At 64.9% G+C, this 18,502-nt stretch carries 10 protein-coding genes and 1 pseudogene; 3 read left to right on the top strand and 8 right to left on the bottom strand.

Annotation, left to right across the window (positions count from 1 at the left end; translation table 11 throughout):
* Positions 1-184 precede the first annotated feature (184 nt).
* On the top strand, positions 185-1,465 hold the full coding sequence (locus ACT009_RS00150; RefSeq protein WP_445192392.1) for an MFS transporter: 1,281 nt from the start codon (positions 185-187) through the stop codon (positions 1,463-1,465).
* Between the two features lie 14 nt (positions 1,466-1,479).
* Positions 1,480-2,316, top strand: coding sequence for a formyltetrahydrofolate deformylase (gene purU / locus ACT009_RS00145; protein WP_445193958.1), 837 nt, complete (start codon positions 1,480-1,482; stop codon positions 2,314-2,316).
* A gap of 5 nt (positions 2,317-2,321) precedes the next feature.
* On the opposite strand, the gene ACT009_RS00140 is transcribed toward purU, so the two are convergent.
* Genes ACT009_RS00140 through ACT009_RS00125 form a run of 4 tightly spaced genes read right to left on the bottom strand, consistent with a single transcriptional unit; the run spans position 2,322 to position 7,301 of the window.
* The gene (locus ACT009_RS00140) at positions 2,322-2,840 is read right to left on the bottom strand and encodes a sarcosine oxidase subunit gamma (protein ID WP_445192391.1); all 519 of its coding nucleotides are present in this window, start codon (positions 2,838-2,840) and stop codon (positions 2,322-2,324) included.
* Positions 2,833-5,763, bottom strand: a complete 2,931-nt coding sequence (locus ACT009_RS00135) for a sarcosine oxidase subunit alpha family protein (RefSeq protein WP_445192390.1) — start codon at positions 5,761-5,763, stop codon at positions 2,833-2,835. The genes ACT009_RS00140 and ACT009_RS00135 overlap by 8 nt, the downstream gene beginning before the upstream one ends.
* Positions 5,760-6,041 carry a sarcosine oxidase subunit delta gene (locus ACT009_RS00130; RefSeq protein ID WP_445192389.1) on the bottom strand — a complete coding sequence of 94 codons (282 nt, stop codon included), beginning with the start codon at positions 6,039-6,041 and terminating at the stop codon, positions 5,760-5,762. The genes ACT009_RS00135 and ACT009_RS00130 overlap by 4 nt, the downstream gene beginning before the upstream one ends.
* Positions 6,042-6,050: 9 nt before the next feature.
* Positions 6,051-7,301 carry a sarcosine oxidase subunit beta family protein gene (locus ACT009_RS00125; RefSeq protein ID WP_445192388.1) on the bottom strand — a complete coding sequence of 417 codons (1,251 nt, stop codon included), beginning with the start codon at positions 7,299-7,301 and terminating at the stop codon, positions 6,051-6,053.
* A gap of 81 nt (positions 7,302-7,382) precedes the next feature.
* On the opposite strand from ACT009_RS00125, the gene ACT009_RS00120 reads away from it, so the two are divergent.
* Positions 7,383-8,369, top strand: a complete 987-nt coding sequence (locus tag ACT009_RS00120; protein ID WP_445192387.1) for a GlxA family transcriptional regulator — start codon at positions 7,383-7,385, stop codon at positions 8,367-8,369.
* 444 nt (positions 8,370-8,813) lie between these two features.
* Here ACT009_RS00120 and ACT009_RS00115 read toward each other — a convergent pair.
* The 4 genes and pseudogenes from ACT009_RS00115 to ACT009_RS00100 all read right to left on the bottom strand — a co-directional run bounded on the left by ACT009_RS00115 (position 8,814) and on the right by ACT009_RS00100 (position 18,415).
* Positions 8,814-9,713 (bottom strand): annotated as a pseudogene (locus ACT009_RS00115) (ROK family protein).
* Positions 9,714-9,820: 107 nt separating this feature from the next.
* Positions 9,821-12,703: a TIM-barrel domain-containing protein gene (locus tag ACT009_RS00110; protein ID WP_445192386.1), complete on the bottom strand. Its 2,883-nt coding sequence runs from the start codon at positions 12,701-12,703 to the stop codon at positions 9,821-9,823.
* Positions 12,704-12,834: 131 nt separating this feature from the next.
* Complete coding sequence (locus tag ACT009_RS00105) at positions 12,835-15,894, bottom strand: TonB-dependent receptor (protein WP_445192385.1); 3,060 nt, start codon at positions 15,892-15,894, stop codon at positions 12,835-12,837.
* 235 nt (positions 15,895-16,129) lie between these two features.
* Entirely contained in the window at positions 16,130-18,415 is a 2,286-nt protein-coding gene (locus ACT009_RS00100; protein ID WP_445193957.1) for a GH92 family glycosyl hydrolase, read from the bottom strand.
* Positions 18,416-18,502 lie beyond the last annotated feature (87 nt).

The following is an 18,502-nucleotide window of genomic DNA, read 5'->3' as shown; positions in this document are numbered from 1 at the left end:
TTTGTAATCCGAATGCAATATTGCGGCAAGCGTCTAAATAGCGATACGTCCAGCTTCCCTCCTCAGCCGAATACGCAAGATCCACACTGCCGGCGTACGCCTAGCGTGGCTCGTCACCAATCAGAAAGAAGATGCTTGCATCCGCAATCAGCCCAACGCAGGTTGATTACGAAGGGGTTGCCGAATGCCGACGATCGTTCAACGGGAGGTTCTCCCGCTGCGTGCGGAAGATCTCTCCTTGCCGCGGCGGTTGGCGGCTTTGGCGTATCTGGCACTCGCCTACATCTTCTACTCGTGGGCATGGAACACCGTGGATGTCCTCCGGCCATACATCGCGGCTGACCTGAGGCTGACGCTGACCCAGGCTGGATCGCTCTACAGCGCCCAGGCGCTAGGCGCCCTGATCGGCGCGGTGGTCAACGGGCAACTCGCCGACCGCTTCGGCCGTCGCAACGCTCTGATGGTCGTGATGGTCGGATACGGCACCCTGCTGATGCTCGGCACGGGCGTGAGCAGCTATCCGCAGATCCTCGCGCAGCGGCTCGTGCTCGGCTATTTCACCGGCTCGATGTACCCGATCACCGTCGGGATCTACGCCGGCCTGTTCGCGACAGGGGTGCGCGGCCGCGTCGCCTCGGTGATCATGGGCTCCTCCTACCTGGCAATCTCCCTCCTCGGCGTCGCGTCGAGCGCGATCTTCGATCGTGGCCTGGACTGGCATCTGCTGCTCTGGGTCGGAGCGATCCCCGTCGTGTTGTCGCTGGCGGCGCCGCTGATCGTGCCGAACGACCGTGCGCTGATCCCCTACGGCGGCGCACCGACGACGTCGACGGCCAAGGGTAAGCTGCCCATCGGCGAGCTGTTCTCGGCCCGGTATCGCCGACAGACGATCATGTTGACCATGGTCTCGGGGTTCAACTTCTTCGCCTACCAGGCGTTTAGCGGCTGGGCGACGACCTACCTGAAGACCATCCGCGGCTTCACTGATTCGGCGATCGGCGTGTCGGTGACGTGGATGTTCGCGGGCAGCGTCATCGGTGGCTTCTTCTGGGGTTGGGTGGGCGATCGCTATGGTCGCCGCGCGTCGGCGGTCGGCTTCTTCATCGCCGCGGCGCTCATCCTGGTCTACCTCTACGCGCCGATCAGCGCGGCGACGCTCAACGTCGTCGCCTTCGGGTACGGCGCGTGCCTGGCGTGCAGCGTGGTCTGGGGGCCGTGGCTCGCCGAGCTCTATCCTGCCCATCTGAAGTCGACCGCGGCATCGATCTTCAACTGGGGACGCGTGTTCAGCTTCTTCGCCCCACTGATCACCGGGCAGATCGCCGAGGCCTTCGGCCTGGCCGCCACGATGACGATCGCCAGCGCCGTCTTTTCGATCGCCGCGTTGATCTGGCTTTCGCTGCCCGAGACGCTGAACCGGGGGGATACGACCTCCCCTGCAGCTGAAGGACTGCCTGCGACGTGAGCTCCGACCAAAGCATCCTCACCCTGTCGTGCGAGGACGGCATCGGCATCGTTGCGGCGGTGTCGGGTTTCCTCGCTAGCCGCGGTGGCTTCATTCTCGAGTCGCAGCAGTTCGCGGATCTGGCTACCGGTCGATTCTTCATGCGCGTAGCCTTCCGGCAGGGTGACACGGGCCTGGATGCGCTGCGCCTCGACTTCGCCGCCGTGGCCGATCGTTTTGCCATGGAGTGGGCCCTCACCGATGCAGCCGCGCCGATGCGAGTCGTCATCGCCGTCTCGAAGTTCGGCCACTGCCTGAACGATCTGCTCCACCGCTGGCGAACCGGGACCCTGCCCGTCGAGATCGCCGCGGTCGTCTCCAACCACGAGGACTTCCGATCGCTCTGCGAGTGGCACGGGCTCCCATTCCACCACGTACCCGTCAACAACGGAAGCCGCGAGGCGCAGGAGCAGCGGATCTTGGACCTCATCTCGGAGGAACGCGCCGAGCTGCTGGTGCTGGCCCGCTACATGCAGGTGCTGTCGCCCGAGCTGTGTCAGGCGCTTGCCGGCCGCTGCATCAACATCCATCACAGCTTCCTGCCGAGCTTCCGTGGCGCCAAGCCTTATCACCAGGCGCATGCCCGCGGGGTCAAGCTGATCGGCGCCACCGCGCACTTCGTGACGCCCGACCTGGACGAGGGGCCGATCATCGAACAGGCGATCGAGCGCGTCGATCATGCGACCACCGTGGAGACGATGGTGAACACCGGGCGCGATGTGGAGAGCATCGTGCTCGCACGCGCGGTGACCTGGGCCGCCGAACGTCGCATTTTCATGAACGGCGGCAAGACGGTCACTTTCAGGCGCTGACCGGATCAGTTCTCGACGAGATCGTCCGCGACCGCGCGTAGCAGATCGATGATGTAATCGTCGTAGGAGCGGGCATGACTGATCCGCCAATCATCGCCGCGCCGCCACAGCAGGATGGTCACCTTCCCGAACAGTGTCCGCGTGCAACCGCCATCTGGCACCGCGTCGAGATCTAGCGGGCAGCCCCCGGCGAGGAGGCCGGTCGCGCCGGGACCCGATAGATCGAGCGTACTCGATCGATCCGAGATGTCGACCAGGGAGTACGCGACCGGCGCCGCGCCCAAACGCGAGATCACGTCGGTGCCGGTGCCCGCCGGCCCTACCAGGAGCCACTCGTCGGGGGAGAGATGCAGCGAACTCCAGCCCCCCGTCTTCGCGCTCGTCAGGGTGACGTCCGTCAATTCGACGCCGCAGCAGTTCGCCAGCGCCGCGCGGTCGCCAGGATCCCCGTGGAGCAAGAGTTGAGTGTCGGCAGGCGGCCGGCGCAAACGTGTCGCGCCGAATGACAGGATCGGTTCAGACATCGAGACGTGCTCCCGCCGGATCGTACAACACCGGATCCACCACTTCGGCCTCGACGGCTTCGCTACCATCCACGACCGCCAGCCTACTGCCGATGCGCGAACGCCCGCCACGCACCATCGCGAGTGCGAATGGTCGACCGAGCGTCTCGCTTGCATAGCTCGATGACAGGTGTCCGATCGATCGTGATGCGTCGACCGGATCGACGACCTGTGCGCCCTCGTCGAATGCACGACCATCGACGCTCAGCAACGCCACCAGCTGCTTGCGTTCCGGCGCGCTCATCGCCGCTCGCATCAACGAGCGCTTGCCGATGAAATCCGGCTTCTTGGTAGCGACCATCTTCCCCAGGCCGACGTCGTCCGGCGTGGTCGTTCCGTCGGTTTCCTGCCCAACGATGATGTAGCCCTTCTCCGCCCGCAGGATGTGGGCGGCTTCGGTGCCGTAGAGCCCGCCCTCATGCTCGGCTAGTCGGGTCGCGAGCAGGTCCCAGATCGCAAGCGCACGACTTGCCGGGACATTGATCTCGTAGCCGGTCTCTCCTGTGAAGCTGACCCGGAACAATCGAACCGGCACTCCCGCAATTACTGCCTCGCGAACGGACATGTGCGGGAAGGCCTCGGTGGAGAGATCGAGGTCCGTCAACGACGCCATCAGCAGCCGGGCCCTCGGGCCAGTGATGCCGATTACGCCATATTGCTCGGTCGTGGAGGTCAGCCAGACCTTCAGCTCCGGCCATTCGGTCTGGCGGAAGTCCTCCATCGTCGACAGCACCGAGGCCGCCCCGCCGCTAGTCGTGGTGACGTGGAAGCGGTCGACCGCGATCCGGGCGACGACGCCGTCATCGGTCACGAAGCCGTCCTCGCGCAGCATGAGCGCATAGCGGCAACGCCCAATCTCCAGCGTCGAGAGGCGGCCCGTGTAGATCAGGTCGAGAAACGCTGCCGCGTCTGGGCCGACGACCTCGATCTTACCTAGCGTCGACGCATCGAACATGCCGACCGCCTGCCGCACCAGTCGGCATTCGCGCGCGACCGCGGCCGCCATCTCCTCGCCGTCCGCGGCGAAGTAGCGCGCACGCTTCCATTGGCCGACGTCCTCGAAGACCGCACCGGCTTCGATCGCGCGGTGGTGCATGGGCGTCTTCCGCACGGGATCGAACAACGGTCCGCGGGTGAATCCCGCGAGCGTGCCGAAAGTGGTCGGTGAGTATGGAGCCCGAAATGTCGTGAGTCCGGTTCCCGGGATCGTCTGGCCCATCGCCTGGGCCGCGATCGCAAGCGCGTTGACGTTCGACGTCCTCCCCTGGTCAGTCGCCATGCCGTTGGTCGTGTAGCGCTTGATGTGCTCGACCGACCTGAAGCCCTCGCGCACCGCCAGCCGGATGTCCTTGGCGGTCACATCGTTCTGGAAATCGACGAATGCCTTGCGTCGCGCGCCTTCGCGGTGACGATCGGGTTCAGCCGGCCCCTGCCCAACGTCCTGACGATCGACCGCGCGAGGCGCATCGGCGACCGACCCGCCACCCGCCTCCCAACCTCGCCTAAGGCATTCCGTCAGCGATCCGCGGCCCTCGCAGGCCCCCGCCGATACGAGCGCCTGGGTCGTCGCACCCGGAACAAAAGCGGCGAGATCCTCATCCCAGGTCACCTTCCCGCCGGATTGCGAATGCAGGTGGACACTCGGCGTCCACCCGCCGGCCATCAGGACCGCGTCGCAGCGCATCCATCGTGGTTGCCCAGCTGCCGAAGACGCCAGCGCGATCCCAGTGATCCGCAACCTGCCGCGCGTGTCGACCGCGATCATGCCGGGCAGTACGGAGAAGCCGGCTTCTTCGGCAGTCGCGAGCAGATCAGGCGCGATTTCCAGCCGCCTATCGGCGACCGTGACCGTCGCTCCCGCGCGCGCGAGGTCGGCCGCTGTCCTGTAGGCGCTGTCGTGCTGCGCGATGATGACCACGGATCGACCCACCAGCACGCCTTGCCGATGCAGGAAGCTGGACGCTGCCGATGCGAGCATCACGCCCGGCCGATCGTTGTTCGGAAAGACGATCGGACGCTCGATCGACCCGATCGCCACGACCACCCGAGCCGCGCGGACCATCCATTGACGTTCGCGGGTCCGCGGGCCGCCCGCATCCGCACACCGCTGGGCGAGCGTCACCAGATTGCCGAGACCGTAGTGAAACGCCGTGGTGCGCGGCAGCAGCCTGACCCTCGCATCTTCCAGACGGCGCCGGGCCTCGGAGATCCATTCTCCCGCAGGGATGCCATCGATCACCGCATCGGGCGCGTCGCGCATCCGACCGCCGAACGTCTCCCCCTCGTCGCATAGCATCACGCGACCGCCTGCGGCCGCGGCTGCCAGTGCGGCAGAGAGGCCGGCGGGGCCGGCCCCGATGACCAAGGTCTCGCAATGCGCCCAACGCTGCGCGTACCGGTCGGGGTCTGCCAACTCTGGCGGTCTGCCGAGCCCGGCGGCGCGACGGATGACGGGTTCGTATATCTTGGCCCAGAAGCAGCGCGGCCACATGAAGGTCTTGTAGTAGAAGCCTGCTGGGATGAACGCGGACGCCACGTCGTTCGCCGCACCGATGTCGCGCCTCAACGACGGCGATCGGTTCTGACTTTCGATCACCAACCCCTCAGCGATCGGGACCAGCGTCGCTCGCTGGTTCGGTTCGAAACGGCCGGGACCACGCGTGACGCCGACGAGTGCGTTCGGCTCCTCGGTACCTGCACCAAGCACACCGCGTGGACGATGATATTTGAACGACCGCCCCATCAGGTGGATGCCGTTGGCAAGGAGCGCCGAGGCCACGGTGTCGCCGGGATGCCCCTCGATGCGCTTGCCGTCGAAGGCGAATGCGATCGTGCGGGATCGGTCGATCAGGCTGCCGCCGCCGGCAACGCGGTACCCGTTCATATCTCACCCCCTGCCGCTGCACGCGCGTGCCCTGCAGGATAGGTGTCGATCATCCGATCGCTCAGCGTGTCACGAACGACGTTGAAGAACTGCCCACAGCCGTGCGTGTGTCGCCAACGCTCGGCATGTTCGCCCCGCTTGTTGTCGCGCCAGTAGAGGTAGGCCGCCCACGTCAAATCGTCGCAGTCGGCTTTGGGGCGCACCATGTGGGCCTCGCCGGCATAGCGGAACTCGATCTCGGCACGAGTTCCGCAGTGAGGACAATCGATCTGGAGCATGGCGCCGTCCTAGTGCGCGACGGCGGCGGCTGCCGCCTCGTCGATGAGCCGGCCGCTGGCATAGCGGTCCAGCGAGAAGGGTGCTGCGATCGGATGAGGTTCACCGGTGGCGAGGTGATGTGCGAACAGGTGCCCGGAGCCCGGCGTCGCCTTGAACCCGCCGGTCCCCCACCCGCAGTTGACCAACAGTCCCGGAACCGGGGTCGCCGACAGAATGGGGGAGCGGTCCGGCGTCAGATCGACCGTGCCGCCCCAGCTGCGCAGCATCCGCATGCGCCCGAACATCGGGAACATCTCGCATATCGCCTCCACCGCCAGTGTCAGCTGGTGGACGCCACCGGTCTGGCTGTACGAGGGGTACTGATCGGCCCCCGCGCCGATCACCAGCTCTCCCTTGTCAGACTGGCTGACGTACGCATGCACCGTGTTGGACATGACGACGCATGGCAAGCACGGTTTGACGGGTTCGGACACCAGCGCCTGAAGCGGGTGGCTCTCGAGCGGCATGCGGACGTCGGCCATATCCATGATGGTGCTGGTCGCTCCGGCGGCGGCGACCCCCACCTGCCGGGCACCTACATAGCCACGACTGGTCTCGACGCCCGCGACCGACCCCGTGGCGTCACGACGGATCCCGGTGACCGCACAGTTCTCGATGATGTCGACGCCCATCGCCGACGCGGCTCGTGCATAGCCCCACGCCACCGCGTCGTGACGCGCTGTCCCGCCCGACTTCTGCAAGGCCGCCCCGAGGATCGGGTAACGCGCCCGCGTCGAGATATCGAGCGGCGGGCAGAATTCCTTCGCCTGATCTGGGCTCAACCAGACGTTGTCCACGCCGTTCAGGCGGTTCGAATGAACGTGCCGCTTGGTGATATGCACGTCGTGTAGGGTGTGCGCGAGGAGCATGACGCCACGCGGACTGAACATCAGGTTGTAGTTGAGCTCGCTCGACAAGCCCGGCCACAGCGCGAGCGCATGGTTGTACAGCGCCGCGCTCTCGTCAAAGAGGTAGTTGGACCGGATGACGGTCGTGTTGCGGCCCGTATTGCCGCCGCCGATCCATCCACGCTCCAGGACCGCGACGTTGCGCACGCCGTGAACCTTGGCGAGATAGTATGCGGTCGCGAGCCCATGGCCGCCGCCGCCGACGATGACGACGTCATAGGCTGCTTGGGGCTCGGGCGACCGCCATTGCCGGTCCCAGTGGCGATGCCCACTCAGCGATTGGCGAAGCAAGTTCAGTCCGGAAAACTTCATCCCTGTTCCTCCGACAAGATCTTGGCCGAAGCAGATGAGGGCGACTTGCACGCCGCGGACATTTTCTGTCATTGTTGGGACATGCCGGAAACACCCTCACTTTCGGTCGGCATCGTTCCGATGCCCGACTTCACGATGCTGGCGCTGTCCGCCTTCGTCGACACGTTGCGCCTCGCCGCTGACGAGGGCGATCGCAGCCGCCAGATCCGATGCCGGTGGCGCGTCATGAGCGAGCAGGGACGACCGGTGCGCGCGAGTAACGGCATCGTCATCGATAGTGACGGCGGATACGTTGCCGAGACGTTTGACTATGTGGTCGTCGTTGGCGGGACCCTTCACCGCGGTCCCGAGATCGGCGACGAGACCAGGGCCTATCTGCAGAGCGTGGCAGCTCGAGGCATGCCGATGATCGGCTTGTGCACCGGGAGCTTCGTGCTGGCGCGATTGGGCCTGATGAACGGCCGTCGAGCGTGTGTCAGCTGGTTTCACAAGGCTCAGCTCGAGGCCGAGTTTCCGGAGTTGCGGGTGATCGCCGACGCCCTTTACGTGCTTGATCGGGATCGGATCACCTGCGCTGGAGGTACGGGCGTGATCCATCTCGCGAGCCATCTGATCGATCGACATCTTGGGGCCGGCGAGGCAGCAAAGGGCCTGCGGGTCATGCTTGAATCCGGATCGCGGGCCGGAAGCTCGCCACAGCCTCCCCCCGCGCTCGAAGGCTTCGGCGCGGTGGCCGACCCTCGCGTCCTACGGGCGATGCTCGCCATCGAGCAGACCCTCGCCAGCCCGATCGAGCTTGAGAAGATCGCCGAGACGGCGGGCGTCACGACCCGCCAGCTGGCGCGACTGTTCCAGCGCGCGATCGCGATCTCGCCTCGTGCCTTCGCGGCTCGTCTGCGAGCCGAGCGCGCCCACCGGATGGTGGTCGGCGGGCGTGCGTCGATGACCGCGGTCGCAATTGAATGCGGCTATTCGGATGCCTCTCATTTCGCCCGTGCCTATCGTGGCCGTTATGGGAGAAGCGCCACCACTGCACGTGCCGAGGCGACGGATCGAGCCTCGCTCTGAGCTGGGAGTCGACCGATCGGGCGCGATCGTGAAGCGCACTCCATCTAAGCCTCGCCTCAGTCGATCAAACGCGACATCCTTCTACTTGCGGATACGATCAAACCACGGCTCGCTAGCGGGGCCACCGCTGCCTGCAGACGGTTTCCTGGAAGCTGCCCGGTGTATTCGCATCGGAAGCGATGGATCAGCCGATGGTAGGCTGCATGTACGCAGGTCCATGTGAGCCGAGCGCCAGCCAAGGCGAACACGCTGCCTTCCACCAGTAAGTACCGACCCGCTCGCTTGCGCAACCATCTGAAGGAACGACCAGTCACCTGGTCTGAGCGCCCCTGGGTCGCGACTATCGACAGTTCACAAGCTGGTCTGCCGTGGAAATCGTGGGGGTCTTGCCACGGCGGTGGGCGGCAGCTGAGCTGCGGTTCGCAAGTCACAAGACGTGCCTGATCACGCGTGGGTTGGCCATAGGCGGGCCGCACCGCGCACGCCGGATGCGTCGCCCCAGCGGGACCGTGCTATCCGACCCTCCCACTGATCGGAGAAGGCGTAGCGGTGGACGACGTCGGGTAGCCCGACGTAGATTTCCGGCACGTTGGACATCCCGCCGCCGAGCACGATCACGTGGGGGTCCAGTAGATTGACCGCCAACGCCAGCGTACGTCCGAGCCGGTCGACATAGATGCTCAATGCGTCGCAGGCAGCGGCATTGCGGGCGCGTGCCGCAGCCACGATCTGCGGTGCGGTTAGCGAAAGGCCCTATTCCGCGGCCGCGGCTCGGGCGAAGCCGGTGCCCGACACCCAGCTTTCGACGCAGCCCGGAAGTCCGCACCAGCATGTGGCAGGATCAGTCTCCGCACCGACCGGCCAAGGCAGCGGTTGGTGCCCGATCTCGCCAGCTACGCCGTGCGCACTGTCATGGACCACGCCTGCCAAGGCGATGCCGCCACCAACGCCTGTGCCAACCACTAGCGCGAACACCGTGCGTGCTCCTGCGGCTGCACCGTCCTTCGCCTCCGATACGGCTAAGCAGTTGACGTCGTTGGCGATGATTACCGGACGCCCCAGCGCGGCCATCAAGTCAGCTCGGAACGGGCGGCCATTGAGGTACAAGGAGTTGCTGTCGCGCATCAGGCCGGTCCGGGGCGACAGCGGGCCCGGGGCACCGATGCCGATCGTAGCTGGAGCGCCGCTCGCAGCGTCCCCTTCCGCGACCAGCTGTGCGATCGCTCCGATGGCAGACCTGTAGGATCCGGGATTGGGAATGCGTTGCTGCCAGACCTCCCGCCGGTCGGGCGTCAGCAGAATGGCTTCGATCTTGGTGCCCGCAAGATCGAGGCCGACCGCCAACGCTGGTCTTGATCCGGAGGGCATTACGGAATCCTGCATCGATCGTCTCTCTCGCTTATGCATCGATGACGCCTTGACCATGAGGCGCGCTGGCAGATTTCGTGCGATCAGGTGATCGCAGGTATTCCGGTCATTGTGACGAGCTGGCGGGTGCCGTCGTATGCGACAGTTCTTCCCGCATGCCCGCCTTTCCCATCGATTATCGTCACCTCAAACCGCTGCAACGGCCGCATTCCGGGAAATCGTCCGACGCGTTCGCCGATGTCCAGGGTCGATGAGGCATCGTTCCACGCGAGCGAGACCCTCATCGATTCGCCATGCAGATGGCCAGCTCCGTCGCCCGCGTCGTCGTACAGAAGAAAGGTCCCGTCATGACCGGCGTAGATCCGGAGCTCGATCGCGTCAGCCAGGCCGCCGGTCCGATCGCTTCTCGGCGCCAGCGGCAGGATTGCGCCCGCGCGGACGAAGAGGGGGTGGGTCGCTAGTGGCGTCGCGATCCGCGCGACATCGCCGCCCTTGAAGCGGATGCCGTTTCTGAAGTCATACCAGTCTCGGCCAGCAGGTAGGGCTACCACCACTTCCGCGACCTTCGGCAGACGCTGCCGTGCGCGGATCGATGGCGTGATCCACTCCAGCCACAGGCTGACCGCATCCGCCGTGACTTGGCGCTGCTCCAGCGTAAAGTCATAGGCGCGCCCCGCGACGAGATCGACGTCGAAGCCGTAGAATGCGTCGCCTTCGTGCCCGCGGAATGACACGCCGCCATTCGCGCCATCGGCGACCGACGTGCCGGAGTCACCCTTCACCACCGTCTTGCCGTCGAACATGAAGTGTATGGCACCCTTGCCGATGAGGCTGATGCGCGTGGGCCCGCTCTCCTGCGCGACGATCCTTCCCGTCCAGCGCAGCGAATAGGGCTTGCCCGCAAGTGCCGAGGGCAGATCGCCCGCCCAGCTCATCTTGATATCGTCGGTCAGTCGCTTCGATACGAAGCGATCGAAGTCGGCGCCTTCATAATATTCGACCGTCGCGGCAGGGGCCAAAACTCCCTGGACGGCGCTATTCGGCAGGAATTCCTGAATGTTCTCGCTGGCATGGAACATCGGTCGATCGACCACGCGGACAAGGAGGTCGCGCCCGAACGAGAACGTCGCGGGCTGATCGCGCACGTCGGCATCGTCCGGATAGTCCATCGCCAAGCCGCGGAGCGGCGTGTCGCCGTCATGCGCGGCTGCTGCCGCGAGCGAGTAGATGTAGGGCATCAACGTGTAGCGCAGCCGCAGAGCGCTCTCCAGCGCATCGTAATAGGGATCGCCGGGTGAGCCGAACTGCCACAGCTCGCGCGGCACATGGGTGCCATGCGCACGAAACACCGGCAGAAAGGCGCCGAACTGGAACCAGCGAACGTACAATTCCTTGTACGCCGGATCGCTCAGCGCGTCGGGATAGCGGTGGAAGACCAGGAACGCGCCGATGTCGCAGGTCCACCACGGATTGCCCGACATGCTGAAATTGAGGGCCGCGGTGATCTGGTTGGTCAGCGTCCCCCAGCTGGCGAAAATGTCGCCGGACCAGGTGATCGCGCCGAATGCCTGCTGACCTGCATAGGCCGAGCGGCTGAGGATGACGGGGCGCTTTGCCGGCGAGTCGCGCCGCATCGCCTCGCTCAGCCCTTTCGCCTGATACCAGGAGAAGGTCAGCAGGTTCTCGTCGATCGGACCGGCGGTGATCCGACCATTGGCGGCATAGCTGGCGCTGGTGCCGTAGCGTTCCCCGGTGGAACGCAATTCGGGCTCGTTGCCGTCGGTCCACAACCCGTCGACGCCGATGTCGATCAGGCCCTTCTTGATCGCTCGCCAGTAGATCTGCCGCGCCGCCGGAGAGGTGACGTCGAACACCTTGCCGCCGGACCAGTGATCGCCCGGCAACACGTGATTACCCGCCGCCATGTCGCGGTAAAGCGTCGTGGCAATGCCGAAAGCGGGCCAGATCGACGCGACCAGATGGACGTCCGCAGCATGGACGTCCTGGATCATCGCGCGCGGATCGGGAAAGGCTGTCGGATCGAACTTCATCCCGCTGAAGTTCGCGTTGCCGCCCCAATATTTATAGTCGAGCACGATCGCATCGAGCGGCAACCCGCGGCGGCGATATTCCTTAACGACCTCGATCAGGTCGACTTGGCGCGCATAGCTCTCCTTGCTCTGCCAATATCCATAGGCCCATCGCGGCAGCAGCGACGCTGCGCCGGTCAGTGCGCGATAGCCGCCGATCACCGCATCCATGTCCTGCCCGAGGCATATATGGTAGCGGATCGCCTGCCCCGCGACGGAGTGGTAGCCGAGCCGGTCGCCCCGCGACCGTAAATAGGCCGCAGTGCCCGTATCCCATAGCAGGCCCCAGCCGCCGCTCGAGATCAGGAACGGGTTGACCGCATCGCTGTTGGCCTGCGCCAGGAACACGTCCTTGTCGCGGTATTCCGCATGCGGCTCGCGGAACTGACCGAGGCCGTGCAGCCGCTCGCGTCGGCCGATCCGAAAGCCCTGCCGCCGACTGGTGACGACGCCCTCCAGGGTTACAGGCGCTTCGTCCTCGGCGATCCGGCGCTCGCCCTCCGGCGTAAGGAAGCTCAGCCGCCCGGTGCGCTTGTCCAGCGCGACGACGATGCCGTCTGCGTGTGCGCGCAGAACCTGCGCATCCTCGTCGAAGCGGATCCCGCCGGGCAGCGGCAACTGCGCCGCGAAGTCGAGACCGGGACGGATCGAGCTGGCGGTCGGCTGCCGCAAGACGCTCGCCACCCCTGGATGAGCGATACGGACATGCGTCGCCTCCGGCCCTGCGATAACGGTGAAGCCGTCGGATCGCCGGACGATCCGATCGATCGGCACCGGCGAAGACGCGGATACCGGCACCGTCGCGCCCGTCAGCGCACCCGCGGCAGCGGCTCCGGCGAGCAGGTCGCGACGGGTCGGCTGAATGGAGTCGTTCATTCGCATCCTCCGGGCCACCGGCCGGCCCATGGCTTCTACTACCCGAAAATGCCTGCCGGCCTCATTGCGAGACCGGCAGGCCAGTAGTGGCTCGGGGGGAGCCTACCACGCTCGAGGAGGTCGAGCGGGGATCAGTTGCGGATGCGGATGCCGAAGGTCAGCCGCCGCTCGAAGATGTTCTGCTGGTAGTAGAGGTTCTTGAACTGCGCATATTGCTCGTCGTTCGAACTCGTCAGGTTAGTGCCCTGTGCGAACAACGTGACGTCGGGCGTCAGGTCGTAGCTCGCCGACGCATCGAGATACCCGACCGGCCGGGAATAGATCGCCAGCACGTCGTTGTCGGCGACGCCATTAACGGACTGCAGGCCCGCGAAGCGCTTCGAGCGCCAGTTATAGGCGACACGCGCCTGCACCGCGCCCTTCTGGTAGAAGCCGATCAGGTTGTACTGATACTTCGAATTGTCCGGCACCGGCAGTTGCTTGCCGAACAGGTCGTTGTTCGAGCTCTCGCTGTCGGACAAGGTGAAGTTCGCGTTCGCTCCGAAGCCGCTGAGCAGACCGGGCAGAAAATCGAATTGTTGCTGGTAGCCGAGTTCCAGCCCCTTGATCTTGCCACCCGTGCCGTTCCCGGTCGTCGAGATCGAACCACCCGCGCGGACCACGCCATCCGCATCGGCGATCGGCTGGATGGTGTTAATCGACTGCGGGAACGACTTGATGTCGAACAGGAACACCGCGGCGCTCAGCAATCCGCCGCTGCCGAAGTAGAACTCGTACGAGGCGTTGTAGGTGTTCGCCTGGTAGGGCTCCAGGTTGGGGTTGCCGGAATTGCCCTGCAGGAAGACCTGCAAGGTCGAAGGCAGGTCGGGGTAGCGCCCGTTGTTGGCGCCGTAATAGAGCACCTGCCCCGCACCGAGATCAAACAGGTTGAGCTCGCCGACGACCTTCGCGGCGGCGAAACGCAGCTTCTGGCGATCGTTGATGTCGAGCGTCAGATTGGCCGAGGGCAGCCAGCGATCGATGTTCTTGCTGGTGACGTTGGTGCCGAGGTTCAGGAACACGCCGTTGTAATTGCCGCCGGTGCCGATGAAGCGGTTCGGATCGGTGGTGTTGGAATAGACCAGCCTGCGGGTCGTCGTGTAGCGCAGGCCGACGTTGCCCGACAGGCCGAACGAGCCGAGCGCGCCTTCCTCGGTGCCGAAGTTGACCTGCCCATAGGCCGTGCCGGTACGCTCCTTCACCCGGAAGCTGCGGGTCGGATCGTTATACGCCTCGTTGCCGGGGTAGAGGCTGTTCTGGAACGCCAGCGGCTCCGACATGACGTTCGGATCGAGGGCGGGGATGCCCGCCGATGGCACGCCGCCGAAGATGAAGTTGTTGTAGTTGCGCACCGAGCTGCCGAGCTGCGCGAAGCTGTAGATCGGCAGCACCGACCGGCCCTCGATCGCCGGGTTGCCGGTATGGCCGATCCCCGCATCCTTGAAGAAGTAGAGATCGCCCGGGCCGCTGAGGGTGCCGAGCCCGTCGACGGTGACCGGCGCCAGCAACTTGTATTCGGAAACCGCGATGTCGCGGGTGTTGTAGCGGATGCCGACGTCGACCGACTTGATGAAGCCACCTACGGTGTAGCTGCCGTCGGCGCGGAACGCGTCGGTGTTGGCGCGGCGTTCGTCACCGTAGCCCCAGGTCGAGAACAGCAGCCAGTTGGCCGGATTGCTCACGTCGGTGCCGAAGCCCAGCGTCGGGTACTTGGTCGTATAATCGATGCCAACGTTGACGGATTGGAAGCCCGCGGGGTTCTGGAAGCCCGTGCACGCCGCCGGCGCGGGCGTGGCACGGCAGGCAGCGGTCGTGCCGCGCGTGATCGTCGGGCCGGTCACGGGCTTGGAATCGGCCTGCGAGGAGTCGGATGATCGGCGCGCGTCGCCATGCACCCACCGAACGGTGCCCTTGAACACGCCTTCGTTTTCGTAGGTGAGCTCGAGATTGGTGTTGTAGGTCCGCGACCGGCTGTTGGTCGCCAGGCTGTTGGCGGCAAAGCCCGGCAGCGCGAAGTTGCCGACCGTGACGACGCCATTGGGATCCACGACCGAACCCGTCTGCAGGGGGCGCGGCGCATATCCGCTGTTGAGCTGGATGTTCACCGCGCGGATGCTGTCGTCGAGCTTGGTATAGGCGACGTCGCCGGTCAGCGTCAGCCGATCGGTCAACGCATATTGGGCGGACCCGTTGATCCCGTAGCGCTCGCGCTCCGTCGTCCGGTTGGAGCTGCTGACGACGGCAGGCTGGTAGACATAGTCCTTGTCGGCGAACTTGTTGCTGTCGGTGATGTCGCCGTCGCCGCGCAGGTCGCGGCCCGACAGCACATCGGTCGACACCAGCCAAGAATTCCCCGTGTCGATACCGATGTTGGCGAGACGCGCCTTTGAATAGGAGCCTGCCACCAGCAGCCCGAAGCGGCCGTTCTGATAGCCCAGCAATCCGGAATAGAGCTGGTTGAACTTCTTGACCCGCGAGCCGTACGCGCCTTCCGCCGATCCGGTGACGGTCAGCCCCTTCTTGAGGTCGAACGGACGGCGGGTCTTCAGGTCGATGATGCCGCTGACGCCGCCTTCCAGCTGGCGCGCGCTCTGCGACTTGAACACGTCGACACCCGAGAACAGCGTCGGCGGAATGTCGGTGAAGTTGGGCTGCGCATTGTCGATGCTCTGGCCACCGAGGAACTGCTCGCCATTGAGCGTCACCAGAACCTGACCGAGGCCCCGGACGTTGACGCTGGACCCCTCGCCGGCCGACCGGCCGATCTGGATGCCGGGCACGCGCTGAAGCGAATCCGCGATGGTCGCGTCGGGGAGCTTTCCGATGTCCTCGGCGACGATGCTGTCGACAATCAGCGCGGAGTTGCGCTTCAGATCAACGGCTGCCCGCTGCGCACCGCGGACGCCGATAACGACGATCTCGCTCGTATCGCTCGCATCCGCGGTCGCGACATCCTGCTGCGGCGCCTCTGACGCCGCTGCTCCTGCCGCGGGCTTGGTTCCGGGTGCTGGTTGAGTCTCGATTCCGCCCTGTGCGGCGCCCGAGGTCTGCTCCTGCGCAAACGCCGGCGACGCCGTGATTATGGTCAGCAACGAAGCCGCTGCTAGCGATCGCGTGCGGACTCCGAACCTTAAACCAAGGCGATGGATCATTTCCTGCTCCTCATAATCGTCCGCTCGTGACCGGCGGATCGATTGCGTTTCACCGCGGCATGTCCGCGATTGCTGCGCTACAGTTTGGCCCTGACCGACGAGAGGAGAGATCCACACAACCACGGTTAGTAGCTGCGGTGCTCTCGCCTCGAAGGCCGTCCAGCTGCTGGCGACGGGAGCGCTATCAACTGCGTGAGGAAAGCAGTCAACTAATTAAAGCAATATGTATTAATTATTAGCCGGGGCTTGTCGAATATGGCGCTGCGGCTTTTGCCGAGCCCCAGGCCGGGTTCGGACGCGGCCCCATCGTGTACGATAAGATGCCTCCACCCTGCAGCATCTCTCGCGAAAGCCACGGCTGATCGTGCACCTTGCCGTTGAACCGAGCGGACTGGATGTAGATGTTCTCGGGGCTATTGTTCTGCGCCTGGATCGTCAGCGTCTTGCCTCCCGGCATCGTGAGCCGGACCTCGCGGAACAGCGGGCTGCCGATCGCGTATTGGCCGACCGCCGGCGTGACCGGGTAGAAGCCCAGTGCTGAGAAGACGTACCAGGCCGACGTCTGGCCATTGTCCTCGTCGCCGGGGTAGCCGTCCGGGGTCGCCGAGTAGAGCTTCCTCATAATCTCACGGACATGGTACTGCGTCTTCCACGGCGCACCCGCCCAATCGTACAAATAAGGCATGTGCTGGATCGGCTGGTTGCCATGGGCATACTGGCCCATGTCCACGATCTGCATCTCCCGGATCTCGTGGATTGTTTCCCCGTAGTAGCTATCGTCGAAGATAGGCGGCGTCACGAAGATCGAATCCAGGCGCCTCACAAACGCCTCGTCGCCGCCCATCAGGTCGGCGAGGCCGCGCACGTCCTGCATGACCGACCAGCTGTAGTGGAGTGCATTGCCTTCGGTGAACGCGTCGCCCCACCTGTAGGGATTGAACGGCGTCGACCAGCTGCCGTCTTGGTTTCGGCCGCGCATCCACCCGCTTCGGGCGTCGTAGAGCTTGCGGTAGTTCTGCGCGCGCGCGGCGAAGAGCTTCGCGTCCTCGGTCTTGCCGAGCGCTGCGGCGAGGCGTGAGAGCGAGAAGTCGGCAGTGGCATACTCGAGCGTCCGAGCGGCGCTCTCGTTGATGCCGACGTCGTAGGGTACATAGCCGAGGCGGTTGTAGTGCTCGACGCCCTCGCGGCCGACTGCACTGATGACCTTGCCCCCCTTGTCGACTGGCCGGCCCTGCGAGGTCGTCGCGTTCTTCACCAGCGCCTGGTACAGCGTCTCGACGTCGAAGCTGCGCACGCCGTTCAGATAGGCGTCCGCGATTAGGTTGGCCGAGTTCGACCCGATCATCACGTCGCGATGTCCTGGGCTCGCCCATTCGGGAAGCCAGCCGGACTCTAGGTAGGTGTTGACCAGCCCCTGCATGATCTCGCCATCGCGCTCCGGGTACATGAGCGCGAAAAAGGGGAAGACGGCGCGCCACGTGTCCCAGAAGCCGTTGTCGGTGTAGAGGACACCGGCGTGCACCTTGCCGTCATAGGGGCTGTAGTGGACCGTATGATGCTGCGCATCGACCTCGTGGAACATGCGCGGGAACTGCAGCATGCGGTACAGGGCCGAATAGAACACGCGGCGGTTGTCGAAATTAGGATCCTTCACCTGGATGCGATCGAACTCGCGCTGCCAGATCGCCTTCGCCTTGGCCTTCGTTCGATCGAAGTCGTCGTCGCCGATCTCGGCCCGCAGATTACGCTCCGCCTGATCGTGACTGATGAAGGACGAGGCGACCTTCACGTTGACCGCTTCGCCCTTGCGGGTCTTGAAGCTGACGACTGCACCGACATGATCGCCTTCGCGGGTCAGGAGCGCGGCTGCCTGCCCAGTGTCGTCCCAGGTTCTGCTTACCGCGAAGTCGTGATCGAATTCGGCGACGAAGTAGTTGTGGAAGTTGTTCGGGACGCCGCCGTGATTGTTGCGGACGTACCCAGTTATCCGGCGGCGCGTCGGATCGATCGACACCTTCGATCCTCCCGCATAGCCATCGAGGATGATGTGCGCGTCGTCGGCTTGTGGGAACGTGAAGCGGAATTGCGCCGCCCGCTCCGTCGGAGCGACCTCGGCGCTGACGTCGTAGTCGGCGAGGTAGACCTTGTAGCTGTAGGGGTGGCTCTCCTCGGCCTTGTGGCTGAACCAGGAGGCGCGCTCGTCCTCCTTCACCTTCAGCAACCCGGTCGTCGCCATCAGCGAGAGGGCGGCATAGTCGTTCATCCACGGGCTCGGTTGGTGGGTCTGCTTGATGCCGTTGATCTTGTTTGCGTCGTAGGTGTAGCCCCAGCCGCTCCCGGTCTTTCCCGTCACCGGCGTCCAGAAGTTCATCCCCCAGGGCACGGCCACGGCCGGATAGGTGTTGCCGTACGACAAGGTGTAATCCGAGTCGGTGCCCATCAGCGGATTGACGAGATCCACGGACGGCGTCGGCCGCTCCTGCGCCGACGCCGCCTGTGCATCGATCGGCGTGGGTGACATCAGCGCAGCGCTTGCGATCACCGCCACCATGGCGCGCAGTGCGTCTCTGGAATTGCTGGTCAAATCGCCGTTCCTGCTGATTGCCTC

Source organism: Sphingomonas sp. Tas61C01 (genome assembly GCF_052567495.1).
This window is presented reverse-complemented; position numbering and strand designations above follow the sequence as displayed.